Here is an 11998-nt window from a genome sequence, read left to right on the forward strand (position 1 = left end):
ATCGTAAGCGCATGCATACGATATCTGATGTTCGACCGTTCCACCGAGCCGCCGTGCAGGCGTCCGTCGACGTCGTCGCGGCCGTCACCCGAGACGATCTGCACCGGCCCACACCCTGCGCGGGCTGGAGCCTGCTGGACCTGCTCACCCACATGACCGCGCAGCATCACGGGTTCGCCGCCGCGGCGCGTGGCGGCGGCGACAGCGAGGCCATCTGGGCGGCCGACCGCGTGGTCGACGCCGTCGCGGCCGATCCCGGCGGCACCTACGCCGCGGCCGCCGCCGACGTGCTCGACGCGTTCGCCGCCGACGGGGTGCTCGAGGCGAGTTTCTCGTTGCCCGAATTCGGCCCCGGGGCGGCGTTCCCCGGCGCGATCGCGATCGGCTTCCACTTCGTGGACTACGTGGTGCACGGCTGGGACGTGGCGCGGAGCGTCGATGTCCCCCTTGCGCTTTCGGACGACGTGGTCGCCGCCGTGCTACCGCTCGTGTTCGTCGTTCCGGACGGGGAGTACCGCACGACGGACGGCGCCCCGTTCGGCCCGGCCGTCGCAGCGTCCGACGGCGCGAGCGATTTCGACCGCATTCTCAGCCATCTCGGTCGCTCGCCCGCCTGGAAACCCTAGGGCACCACCGTCGAGCCGATGGTGGGCATGAACTGGCACTGCTTTTCCTTGGTCGTGACCTGCCCGAAGATCGTCGACATGATGCTGCCCGAGCCGGTGTCGACGATCGCCGTCAGCGTCGTCGGCCCGTCCCCGTTGATGTCGGTGCGCGGCTTGAGCGCCACCGTCCCGGACTTGCCCGTGGTCAGGTTGACCCAGGTGACGTTCAACGGCAGCTTCTGCACCTCGGCGGGCCCCGGCGTGCCGACCGCGGTGAACACGTAGGCGGTCTGGCCCGGCCCGGGTCCGGGCGTCGGGATCTTGGCCGGTCCCGCCACCGACAGCGCGGTCGCGATCGAACTGCTGCCGTCGGCAAGGCAGTTGGTCCCGATCGAGGGATACATGAAGTCCTGCGTGGGCGGGGCGTCAGGGCCCAAACCCGGCGCGGGAGCCGGCGCGGGTGCCGGTGCGGCGTCCGGGGCGGGGGCCGGCGCGGGCGCCGGTGCCGCTGCGGGTGCCGGCTGCGGGACGGCGGCCGCGACGGGCTCGGTGCCCGGCGTGGCTGCGGGCGGCGTGGCCGCCGAGGGGGCGGCCTGGGGTGCCGTGACGGGCCCGGGGCCCGCCGCGCGAGCCGGGTCGATCCCCGGCGGCAGGTGCGACTGCAGCCCGGGCTCGATGCCCAGCGGCGGCACGTGCTGCACCGGTGCGGTCACCGGCGCACCGGGCTCGGCCACGAACTTATCCACCGACGCCGCAACGTTTTTGGATTCGGCGGGTGCCGTCGGGTTGTGCGAGAACGCCTGCGCGGCCGCCATCAGCAGCTGCGTAGCCTGCCCGGGATTGCTGGCCGCCTGCTGGATTATCGGGCTCAGCTCCGACAGCGCCGGCAGGCCCGGCAACTGCTGGGTCGAGTTCGCCTGCGGAGTCGGCAGCGGCGCCGCCGGGTCGGCCGCCGCGCTCGGGCAGAACCCGAGCGCGGCAGCCGACGCCGTGACGACAGCGGCCAAACCCTTGGACAGATTCCGAGTGGTTGCCACGATGTCCTCCGGTCGTTGGTGGCGGTTTAGTCGGCTAACGAGCTGCTCAGGGAATGGCCGCGAGCAGCGGTGCCATCGGGTTGGTCAGCGACGGCAGCGCCGGCGCGGCCGGTGCGGCCGGCGCGGCGGGAGCCGCCGGAGCCTGGCCCCCGGCCAGCGCCTGCAGATCCTGCGGAATCGTCAGCTGCGCGGGCACGTTGACCGGCAGGCCGGACGGCAGCGCCGGCATGTCCACCTTCGCCTGCGGGATCTGCGGGGTTGCCGGCGCGGCCGGAGCCGCCGGCGCGGACAGCCCCGGGATGGCGGGCAGCCCCGGGATCGACGGAGCGGCCGGGACGGCGGGTGCCGCCGGCGCCTGGGCGAGGCCCGGGATCTGGCCAAGGCCCGGGATCGTCGGCGTCGCCGCCGGGGCCGTGGCCGCGGCGGGCGGGGTGAGTCCCGGAATCGACGGGAGGCCCGCCGAAGGCGACACCGGCGAGGCCGCCGAGGGCATTCCCGGGAAGGTGATGCCGGGGGACGCCGGCGCCGCGGGCGGCGTGGCGCCGAGCGCGGTGGCGAGGTTTTGCAGGATTTGAGGTGCGTTGGCCGCGGAGCTGATCAGCTGCTGCGGAATGTTGGGCACCTGGGGGGCGGGCACGGGGTCGGCGTGGGCGATACCGCCCGTCAGTAGGGCGGCGGACGAGCCGGCCACGACGGCGGCCGCTCGCAAATAGGTCCAGATGGTTGGCATGACTCTCCCTGGTTGTCGATGACGGGTCCGAGGCCGAAGTTACTTTGATGCTGGTGTGACTCAAGTGACACGTGTGGCATTTATTCGATCGTTACCGATACGAGTGACGGCGGTGACCGAGCGGCCCACAGAACACCGGGCGATGGCTAAAGTCGGGCGCATAGACACCATCCCCGCCGCCCGGGCGGCACCCCGCACCCGGCGGCTCGCCAGCCCCCGTCTGGCGGCCGCCCCGGCGCTGCTCATCGCGAGCGTCGCCGCGCGACTCGCCTGGACCTACCTGGCGCCGAACGGCGCGAACTTCGTGGACCTGCACGTCTACCTCGGCGGCGCCGCCGCGATCGACCATCCGGGCACCCTGTACAGCTACGTCTACGCCGACCAGACGCCGGACTTCCCGCTGCCGTTCACGTATCCGCCGTTCGCGGCGGTCGTGTTCTACCCGCTGCACCTGCTGCCGTTTGGGCTGGTGGCGTTCCTGTGGCAGGTCGCGACGATGGCCGCGTTGTACGGCGCGATCCGGATCAGCCAGCGCCTGATGGGCGTGCCGGCCGGGGCCGGTCACCGAGTCGCGATGCTGTGGACGGCGGTCACCATCTGGATCGAGCCGCTGCGCAGCACCTTCGACTACGGCCAGGTGAATGTCCTGCTCATGCTGGTGGTGCTGTGGGCGGCCTGGTCGACCCGCTGGTGGTTATCGGGGCTTCTGGTCGGCGTGGCGGCCGGCATCAAGCTCACGCCGGCGATCGCCGGGGTCTACCTGCTCGGCGCCCGGCGCTGGGGTGCCGCGGTGTTCTCGGCGGTGGTCTTCCTGGCCACCGTGGGCGTGTCGGTCCTGGTCGTCGGCGATCAGGCCCGCTACTACTTCACCGATCTGCTGGGCGACGCGCACCGGGTCGGGCCGATCGCCACGTCGTTCAATCAATCCTGGCGCGGCGGCATCTCGCGGATCCTCGGCCACGACGCCGGCTTCGGTCCGCTGGTGGTGGCCGCCCTGGCCGTGACGGCGGCGCTGGCCGTCCTGGCCTGGCGGGCGCTGGACCCCACCGATCGGCTCGGCAGGTTGCTGGTGGTCGAGCTGTTTGGGCTGCTGCTCTCGCCGATCTCGTGGACCCACCACTGGGTGTGGCTGGTGCCGCTCATGATCTGGGCGATTCACGGGCCGCCGCGCGGGTGGCCGGGCGCCCGCATCGTCGGCTGGGGCTGGTTGGCGCTCACGATCGTCGGGGTGCCGTGGTTGCTGAGCTTCGCGCAACCGACGATCTGGCAGATCGGCCGACCGTGGTATCTGGCCTGGGCGGGGCTGATCTACATCGTGGCGGCGATGGTGACGCTGATCTGGATGGCGACCGCCGGCCGGCGCGAGGCCTCGAGGGCCTAGCCCTCGACGATCCCGTCGATGTCGCGCGCCATGTCGACGTCGTTCTGGGTGATGCCGCCCTCGGAATGGGTGACCAACGCGAAAGTCACTGTCCGCCAACGGATATCGATGTCGGGATGATGATCCTTGCTCTCGGCGTGCTCGGCCACCCGGCGCACCGCGTCGATGCCGTCGAGAAACGACGGAAACTTGATCGACCGGCGCAGGGCGCCGTCGGCACGCTCCCATCCGTTGAGTTGGGGCAGTGCGGCGTCCACTTGCTCATCCGTTAACACAGCCATGCCGGAGGCGTCCTCTCGTCTGGGATGGGAACGGTGCTCACCTACGAGGCTACGGCGGGGCCGGCCGGCGCTTGACTTCTCTGGTCCAAGGGCACCACGACGCTCGCCTCCGCCGCGTTGTTCAGTTCCTGGTAGGCGGACTCCAGGCTGGCCGGAACCGCCTGCAGGTCGCCGGCGACACCCATCAGTTCCTCCAGGATCAGGATGCGTTGCTGATTCGCCTGCGCCACCGCTTGCCGGGCCTGCTCCTGCAATAGACGAGCTTGCCGCTTTGCGTCGGCGAGGAGCCGCTCACGCTCGTGCTCGGCTTCCTGGAACGCGTGATCGATCGACGATTGGGCTTCGGCGCGCCTCCCAGCGACTTCGGCGTCGACGTTTTTCTTGGTCTCCGCACACTGCCTTTCGAGCGCCTTTTGTTGTAAGGCCATGTCCGCCAACAGTTCTTGGTGCTCTCGCTGCGCCGCCTGGGCCTCCGCTTCGGCTACCGCGATCAGGGCGTCGGCCTCGGCTCGCGCCTCGGAGTGCATCCGCGAAACCTCGTCGAGCGCGCGTCGCAGCAACTTCGCCATCCGGTGTTGCATCGCGTAGGGCGACGGCGAGGTGTCCGAGAGCATGGCGACCTCATCATTGAGGCAGGCGACTTCGATACGCAGGGCGGCCGCTTCGTCGCCGCATTCATTTCGCTGGGCTCTTAAGTTCTGAAGCTCGTCGATCAGCAACTTCTGCTTGGTGAACAACACCTCGAGGTAGGCGTCGACCGCGGCCGTGTCGTAGCCCCTGAAGGTGCGGGAGAACGTCTTTGCGGGTTCGGTGATCATGGCCAACCCCGATTCTCAGAAGTGCCCGGTAGAGGTGGTAACCGATACAGTCGAGTATTCCACTTTGGCGTTCAAAACGTAATAGAGGCGTTGTGCCTCAAGGGGATTCGTTCGCGGACGATGGCCGCCCCGGGGACCCGCATCCTGACGGTATACCGTCACTGCCCATGCCGACCCAGATCGTCGTCGCCGCAGCGGTCATCTCCGGCGCCCGGGTCCTGGTCGCGCAGCGGGCCCGGCCGCCGGAATTGGCAGGCCGCTGGGAGCTGCCCGGCGGCAAGGTCGCGCCCGGCGAATCCGAACGCGAGGCGCTGGCCCGAGAGTTGGTGGAGGAGTTGGGCATTGAGAGCGGCGACGTTGTGGTGGGTGACCGCCTCGGCTCCGACATTCCGCTGAACCAGACGATGACGCTGCGGGCGTATCGGGTGCGGCTGCTCGGCGGCGAGCCACACCCGCGGGATCATCGGGCGCTGCGGTGGGTGACCGCCGCGGAGCTGCACGACGTCGATTGGGTGCCGGCCGATCGCGGCTGGCTACCCGACCTGGTTCGAGCGCTGTGATCGAAAGTGCGCTCAGGGCGTTGTGCGTGCGCTGACGGCGACGACACGCCGAGCCGGGGCGCCGACGCTGCACAAGGAGCGCCGCCACCGCACACACAACGCCCTCGGGCCCTCGAGCATCTGCCGGTTCGCTATCTGAGGCCCCCGCTGCCAGAATCACCGACGTGCCATTCCGCAACGTCGCCATCGTCGCCCACGTCGACCACGGGAAAACCACCCTGGTCGACGCGATGCTGCGGCAATCCGGGGCGCTGCACCACCGCGGCGACGACACCCAGGAACGCATCATGGACAGCGGTGACCTGGAAAAGGAAAAGGGCATCACCATCCTCGCCAAGAACACCGCGGTGCACCGCCATCACCCGGATGGGACGGTCACGGTGATCAACGTCATCGACACCCCGGGGCACGCCGACTTCGGCGGGGAGGTCGAGCGCGGACTGTCCATGGTGGACGGGGTGCTGCTGCTGGTCGACGCCTCCGAGGGCCCGTTGCCGCAGACCCGGTTCGTGCTGCGCAAGGCGCTGACCGCGCATCTTCCCGTCATCCTGGTCGTCAACAAGACGGACCGGCCCGACGCGCGCATCGCCGAGGTCGTCGACGCCAGCCACGACCTGCTGCTCGACGTCGCGTCGGACCTCGACGACGAGGCGGCCAAGGCCGCCGAGCACGCCCTGGGCCTGCCGACGCTGTACGCGTCCGGGCGGGCGGGCATCGCGAGCACCGAGCAGCCCGCCGACGGCGAGGCGCCCGCCGGCGACAACCTCGACCCGCTGTTCGACGTGTTGATGGAGCACATCCCGCCGCCGTCGGGCGACCCGGAGGCGCCGCTGCAGGCCCTGGTGACCAACCTCGACGCGTCGGCCTTCCTCGGGCGGCTCGCGCTGATCCGCATCTACAACGGCAAGCTGCGCAAGGGCCAGCAGGTCGCCTGGATGCGCGAGGTCGACGGGGTGCCGGTCATCACCAGCGCCAAGATCACCGAGCTGCTCGCCACCGAGGGCGTCGAGCGCAGCCCCACCGACGAGGCGGTCGCCGGCGACATCGTGGCGGTGGCCGGCATCCCCGAGATCATGATCGGCGACACGCTGGCCGATCCCGACCACGCCCACGCGCTGCCGCGCATCACGGTCGACGAGCCGGCGATCTCGGTGACGGTCGGCACCAACACCTCGCCGCTGGCGGGCAAGGTGTCCGGTCACAAGCTGACCGCGCGGATGGTCCACGGCCGGCTGGACACCGAGCTGGTCGGCAACGTGTCGATCCGGGTGGTCGACATCGGCCGGCCCGACGCCTGGGAGGTGCAGGGCCGCGGCGAGCTCGCCCTGGCCGTGCTGGTCGAGCAGATGCGCCGCGAGGGCTTCGAGTTGACCGTCGGCAAGCCGCAGGTGGTCACCAAGACCATCGACGGTCGGCTGCACGAGCCGTTCGAGGCGATGACGATCGACTGCCCCGAGGAATTCGTCGGCGCGATCACCCAATTGATGGCCGGCCGCAAGGGCCGCATGGAGGAGATGGCCAACCACGCGGCCGGCTGGGTCCGGATGGATTTCGTCGTGCCCAGCCGCGGCCTGATCGGTTTCCGCACCGACTTCCTCACGATCACGCGCGGCACCGGCATCGCCAACGCCGTGTTCGACGGCTACCGCCCGTGGGCGGGGGAGATCCGGGCCCGCCACACCGGCTCGCTGGTGTCCGACCGGTCGGGCACCATCACGCCGTTCGCCCTCATCCAGCTCGCCGACCGGGGCCAGTTCTTCGTCGAGCCCGGACAGGACACCTACGAGGGCATGGTCGTCGGAATCAACCCGCGCGCAGAGGATCTCGACGTCAACGTGACCCGCGAGAAGAAGCTGACCAACATGCGGTCGTCGACCGCGGACGTCATCGAGACGCTGGCCAAGCCGCTTGAGCTCGACCTGGAACAGGCCATGGAGTTCTGCGCGCAAGACGAATGCGTCGAGGTGACCCCCGAGATCGTGCGGGTGCGCAAAGTCGAGCTCGACGCCACCTCCCGGGCCCGCAGCCGGGCGCGGGCCAAGGCGCGGGGCTAGCGGCTTGGCGCCGGGCCGCGTCGAGGGCGTGGTTGGGCGGGCTGCTGAGCAGCTGCTCGATACCCTGATGGGCGTGCCGAGACGAGCCCGCCGCCTGTTCCTGACGGTCGGCGCGCTGGTCTCGCTGGCCGGGCTGGCGCTGGCGGCGTGCACTGTGAACCCGCCGCCGGCGCCGCAGAGCACCGACACGCCGCACAACTCGGCGCCGCCGCCGCAGCGGCCCACCCAGATCATCATGGGCATCGACTCGATCGGCGCCGGGTTCAACCCGCACCTGCTGTCGGACCTGTCGCCGGTTAACGCGGCGATCAGCGCGCTGGTGTTGCCCAGCGCGTTCCGCCCGGTGCCGGACCCCGCCACGCCGACGGGTTCGCGCTGGGAGATGGACCCCACCCTGTTGGTGTCCGCGGACGTGACGAACCAGAACCCGTTCACCGTGACCTACAAGATCCGGCCGGAGGCGCAGTGGACCGACAACGCGCCGATCGCCGCCGACGACTTCTGGTATTTGTGGCGGCAGATGGTCAGCCAGCCCGGGGTCGTCGATCCGGCCGGCTACGACCTCATCACCGGGGTGCAGTCGCTCGAGGGCGGCAAGCAGGCCGTCGTCACCTTCGCGCAACCGTATCCGGCGTGGAAAGAGCTGTTCAGCAACATATTGCCGGCCCACATCGTCAAGGACGTGCCCGGCGGATTCGCGGCCGGGCTGGCGCGGGCCCTGCCGGTCACCGGCGGCCAATTCCGGGTGGAGAGCATCGACCCGCAGCGCGACGAGATCCTGATCGCCCGCAACGACCGCTACTGGGGCCCGCCGGCCAAGCCGGCACTGATCCTGTTCCGCCGGGCCGGCGCGCCGGCCGCGCTGGCGGATTCGGTGCGCAACGGCGATACCCAGGTCGCACAGGTGCACGGCGGCTCCGCGGCCTTCGCGCAGCTGTCGGCGATCCCGGACGTGCGCACCGCGCGGATCGTGACGCCGCGGGTCATGCAGCTCACGCTGCGCGCCAACGAGTCCAAGCTGTCCGACTCCCAGGTCCGCAAGGCGATCCTGGGCCTGCTCGACGTCGACCTGCTGGCGGCCGTCGGCGCGGGCAGCGACAACACGGTCACGCTGGACCAGGCCCAGATCCGCTCGCCCAGCGACCCCGGCTACGAGCCGACCGCGCCGCCCGCGATGACGACGCCCGCCGCGCTGGCACTGTTTGAGAGCTCGGGATACAAGGTCGAACCCAACAGCACGGCGTCGCCGTCGCCGACGCCGGCGAGCACCGGGCCGCCGGAAGTCACCCGCGGCCGCATCAGCAAGGACGGCCAGCAGCTGTCGCTGGTCATCGGGGTGGCGACGAACGACCCGACCTCGGTCGCGGTGGCCAACACCGCCGCTGACCAGCTGCGCAACGTCGGCATCGCCGCGACCGTGCTGGCGCTGGACCCGGTGACGCTGTATCGCGACGCGCTGGCCAACAACCAGGTGGACGCGATCGTCGGCTGGCATCGGGCCGGGGGGAACCTGGCGACGCTGCTGGCGTCGCGCTACGGCTGCCCGGCTTTGCAGACGACGACGGTCCCGACCTCGAACGTGGCGACGACCACCCCGGCGGCCGGGCCGACGCCGTCCACCGCGCCGGCCACCACCGCCACGACGCCCACCCAGTCACCGCCCAGCCGCCCGCCCGAGCCCGGCGCCCTGGTGCAGGCGCCGTCGAACCTCACCGGAATCTGCGACCGCAGCATCCAATCGAACATCGACGCCGCGCTCAACGGCACCAAGAGCATCAACGACGTGATCACCGCGGTCGAACCGCGGCTGTGGAACATGTCCACGGTGCTGCCGATCTTGCAGGACACGACGATCGTCGCGGCCGGGCCCAGCGTGCAAAACGTCAGCCTGACGGGCGCGGTCCCCGTCGGCATCGTCGGGGACGCCGGCCAATGGATCAAAACCGGGCCGTAAGCGGTTTTCCGCGTACCTGAAAACGATTATTTCCCAAAAGTGGGTACTCCCACTTCGGCGACCCAAAAAAGTAACGAATTCATAACGGGAAGCCAAATTAAATACCCGCATAGCCGGTTCGCGCAAACAAACGTTTTCACCACACCATTTCGATACGCTGCCGCCATCGTGAATCGACTGTTCGGGAAACAGTCGTTAGCGGTCATCGTGGGGTGAACCGGGGAGGTTGTCGTGTCTTTTCTCATCGCAGCGCCAGAGCTGATTGCCGACGCGGCAACGGATTTGGCGAACCTTGCTTCTGCCATCGGTTCGGCCAACAGCGCCGCCGCCGTCGCGACCACGGGCCTGCTCCCCGCCGCCGCCGATGAGGTTTCGGCGGAAATTGCCGCCCTGTTTTCCTCGCACGCCGCGGGCTACCAGCAACTCAGCGCGCAGGCCTCGATATTCCACCAGCAGTTCGTTCAAACTTTGAGCGCGGGCGCGGGCAGCTACGCGGCCGCCGAGGTAAACGTTGTGCAGACACTGGCGAGCGCGGTCCCCGCGCTCGGCATCGACCTGAGCGCCGGGATCTCGGGGCTGGCGGCCAGCCTGAGCGCCGACCTCAACGCGATCGGGGTTTCGCTCAACGCCGCGGTATCGGCGAACCTCGGCGCCAACGTCCTCGGGCTGGCCCCGCTCGGTGCGGCGATCGCGACGAACGTGAACAGCGGGCTGACGGCGCTGGCCCAGACCGGCGGGGCGATCGCGACGAACATCGGCACCGGGCTGTCCGGGCTGGCGGGCGGCTTGAACGCCGCGCTGCCCGGCCTGCAGGCCAGCCTGACCGGCGGGCTGTCGGGGCTGAACGCCTCCCTCAACGCCGCGCTGTCGGGCTCCTTGGGTGCCGGCTTTGGCGGGTTCGGACCGCTGGTGGCGACGTTCGCTACCGACTTCGGCAACGAACTGTCCGGCTTCATCCAGGCCGCCAACACCCTCGCGGCCAACCTCGGCGCCGGCCTGGCCGGCGGCCTGACCCTCGCGTTGCCGGGGCTCGCGGCCACCCTCAGCGGCGGCCTCGGGGGCCTGAGCGCCTCGATCAACGCCGCGCTGTCGGGCGGCCTCGGCGGCAGCCTTTCGGGCCTCGGGCCGCTCGGCGCCACGCTGGCGGCGGACATCAGCAGTGGGCTGTCGGGATTGGCCCAGACCGGTAACGCGCTGGTGACAAGCCTGACCGCCGGATTCCCGGGGCTGCAGGCCAGCCTCACCGGTGGGCTCGCCGGGCTGAACGGTGCGATCAACGCCGCGCTCTCGGGCGGCTTCGGTGGCAGCCTGTCCGGCCTCGGGGCCGCGCTGTCCGGTGCCTTGCAAACCGGCGGATCGCTGATCGCCAACCTGACCGCCGGCCTGCCGGCCCTCTCGGGCGGCCTCACCCTGCCGGCCAACCTGACCGCCGCGCTGAACTTGCTGGGCGGCTCTCTCGGCCTGAGCCCCAGCCTGGGGGTCAACATCATGGCCGGGCTCAACGGGCTCGGTCTGCAGCTGAACGCCGCGTTGAACGGTGGCCTCAGCCTGGGGATCGCCGGGCTTCCCACGCTGTTCGCCAACCTGGTCGCGCCCTGGCAGGTGCTGTTGACCGCACCGAACGTGCCCGCGTTCCTCACCCAGCTGCAGGCGATGGAGGTCGGCTTCAACACGGCGCTGATCACCAACGAGCTCGGCCTCAACGCGGCCCTGGTCGCCCAGGAGACCGCGATCGAGACGGCGCTCTTCGGCGGCACGGGTGCCCTGGGTGGCGCGCTCGACAGCGCCTTCAACTTCTGGAACCTGCTGCTGGGCACCGGTGAGGTGACCTTCGACAGCATCCTGGGCGCGCAGCTTCCCACCGGCGGCGCGATCCTGGCCAGCCTCGCGGTCGGCGCCCCGGCCAACCTGATCGCCGGCGGCGCGCTCGGCGGGCTGCTAGGCGCCGTGGACACCAAATTCTTGTGGGACCTCAACGTCATCAGCGGGGTCGCAACCGCGTTGACGGGCAACGGCTCCCTCCAGGCCGCGTTGACGGCGGGGATCAACGCGGCGGGCTTGCAGGCGTCGGTGAACGCGATGCTGAACGGATCGCTGTTAACCACGATTCCCAACCTCGGGGTGGCGCTGGTGGCGGCGCCCACCGCGGGGTTGCAGGGCCTGGCTTCTGGTCAGCTGAACTTCCTGTCCAGCGTGATCCCGGCGCAGGTCGCCTTCAACACCAACCTGGTGAACAGCGAAATGGCTTGGGAGACAGCGACGTTCGGGAGCAACACCGCCTTCAACGGCGGCCTGAACCGGCTCTTCAACATCCCCAACCTGTTCGTGCTCACCGGCGAGCAAACGCTCAACAGCTTCCTGGGCGGTGTGCAGTTCCCGGCGGTCGGCACGGTCCTGACCGGCACCGGTGCGCAGGTCTTCAACGGCGGCAACATCGGCGGCATCGAGGGCATCTTCGACCAGACCCTGGCCGCGGGTGCCGACTTCGCCGGCTTGTTCGTGGCCTAGCTGCCGGGGGGGGGGGGGGGCGGCCGGGGGGGGGCGGGGGGGGGGGCGGGGGCCGGGGGCGCGGGCGGGG

The 11998-nt window shown here is 70.3% G+C and carries 10 protein-coding genes; 6 read left to right on the forward strand and 4 right to left on the reverse strand.

The window, feature by feature from the left end; genetic code table 11:
* Nucleotides 1-11 precede the first annotated feature (11 nt).
* Nucleotides 12-626, forward strand: coding sequence for a TIGR03086 family metal-binding protein (locus AC5Y7V_RS30070; protein WP_499883651.1), 615 nt, complete (start codon nt 12-14; stop codon nt 624-626).
* Here AC5Y7V_RS30070 and AC5Y7V_RS30075 read toward each other — a convergent pair.
* Both AC5Y7V_RS30075 and AC5Y7V_RS30080 read right to left on the reverse strand, forming a co-directional pair.
* Entirely contained in the window at nt 623-1642 is a 1020-nt protein-coding gene (locus AC5Y7V_RS30075) for an Rv1157c family protein (RefSeq protein WP_499883652.1), read from the reverse strand. The two genes, AC5Y7V_RS30070 and AC5Y7V_RS30075, sit on opposite strands and share 4 nt — an antisense overlap.
* Nucleotides 1643-1688: 46 nt before the next feature.
* On the reverse strand, nt 1689-2372 hold the full coding sequence (locus AC5Y7V_RS30080; RefSeq protein ID WP_499883653.1) for a hypothetical protein: 684 nt from the start codon (nt 2370-2372) through the stop codon (nt 1689-1691).
* A 142-nt stretch (nt 2373-2514) separates the two neighbouring features.
* On the opposite strand from AC5Y7V_RS30080, the gene AC5Y7V_RS30085 reads away from it, so the two are divergent.
* The gene (locus AC5Y7V_RS30085) at nt 2515-3753 is read left to right on the forward strand and encodes a mannosyltransferase (RefSeq protein WP_499883654.1); all 1239 of its coding nucleotides are present in this window, start codon (nt 2515-2517) and stop codon (nt 3751-3753) included.
* Here AC5Y7V_RS30085 and AC5Y7V_RS30090 read toward each other — a convergent pair.
* Together AC5Y7V_RS30090 and AC5Y7V_RS30095 are read right to left on the reverse strand one after the other, a co-directional pair.
* The gene (locus tag AC5Y7V_RS30090; RefSeq protein ID WP_499883655.1) at nt 3750-4034 is read right to left on the reverse strand and encodes a 4a-hydroxytetrahydrobiopterin dehydratase; all 285 of its coding nucleotides are present in this window, start codon (nt 4032-4034) and stop codon (nt 3750-3752) included. The two genes, AC5Y7V_RS30085 and AC5Y7V_RS30090, sit on opposite strands and share 4 nt — an antisense overlap.
* 41 nt (nt 4035-4075) lie before the next feature.
* Nucleotides 4076-4852: a DivIVA domain-containing protein gene (locus AC5Y7V_RS30095; protein ID WP_499883656.1), complete on the reverse strand. Its 777-nt coding sequence runs from the start codon at nt 4850-4852 to the stop codon at nt 4076-4078.
* Nucleotides 4853-5019: 167 nt separating this feature from the next.
* On the opposite strand from AC5Y7V_RS30095, the gene AC5Y7V_RS30100 reads away from it, so the two are divergent.
* The 4 genes from AC5Y7V_RS30100 (at nt 5020) to AC5Y7V_RS30115 (ending at nt 11928) form a co-directional block, all read left to right on the forward strand.
* Nucleotides 5020-5412 carry a (deoxy)nucleoside triphosphate pyrophosphohydrolase gene (locus AC5Y7V_RS30100; RefSeq protein ID WP_499883657.1) on the forward strand — a complete coding sequence of 131 codons (393 nt, stop codon included), beginning with the start codon at nt 5020-5022 and terminating at the stop codon, nt 5410-5412.
* A gap of 164 nt (nt 5413-5576) precedes the next feature.
* Entirely contained in the window at nt 5577-7466 is a 1890-nt protein-coding gene (typA, locus tag AC5Y7V_RS30105; RefSeq protein WP_499883658.1) for a translational GTPase TypA, read from the forward strand.
* Between the two features lie 67 nt (nt 7467-7533).
* A complete protein-coding gene (locus AC5Y7V_RS30110; protein ID WP_499883661.1) occupies nt 7534-9420 on the forward strand; it encodes an ABC transporter family substrate-binding protein in 1887 nt (628 codons plus the stop codon).
* Between the two features lie 231 nt (nt 9421-9651).
* Nucleotides 9652-11928, forward strand: coding sequence for a PE domain-containing protein (locus tag AC5Y7V_RS30115; RefSeq protein ID WP_499883659.1), 2277 nt, complete (start codon nt 9652-9654; stop codon nt 11926-11928).
* Nucleotides 11929-11998: the final 70 nt, after the last annotated feature.

The organism is Mycobacterium sp. NGS34 (assembly GCF_059812845.1).

What these genes read in the sequence shown, in the direction of transcription:
- AC5Y7V_RS30085 (WP_499883654.1), top strand. Translation starts at nt 2,515, where the DNA reads ATGGCTAAAGTCGGGCGCATAGACACCATCCCCGCCGCCCGGGCGGCA.
- AC5Y7V_RS30090 (WP_499883655.1), bottom strand. Translation starts at nt 4,034, where the DNA reads ATGGCTGTGTTAACGGATGAGCAAGTGGACGCCGCACTGCCCCAACTC.
- AC5Y7V_RS30110 (WP_499883661.1), top strand. Translation starts at nt 7,534, where the DNA reads ATGGGCGTGCCGAGACGAGCCCGCCGCCTGTTCCTGACGGTCGGCGCG.
- AC5Y7V_RS30070 (WP_499883651.1), top strand. Translation starts at nt 12, where the DNA reads ATGCATACGATATCTGATGTTCGACCGTTCCACCGAGCCGCCGTGCAG.
- AC5Y7V_RS30080 (WP_499883653.1), bottom strand. Translation starts at nt 2,372, where the DNA reads ATGCCAACCATCTGGACCTATTTGCGAGCGGCCGCCGTCGTGGCCGGC.
- AC5Y7V_RS30095 (WP_499883656.1), bottom strand. Translation starts at nt 4,852, where the DNA reads ATGATCACCGAACCCGCAAAGACGTTCTCCCGCACCTTCAGGGGCTAC.
- AC5Y7V_RS30100 (WP_499883657.1), top strand. Translation starts at nt 5,020, where the DNA reads ATGCCGACCCAGATCGTCGTCGCCGCAGCGGTCATCTCCGGCGCCCGG.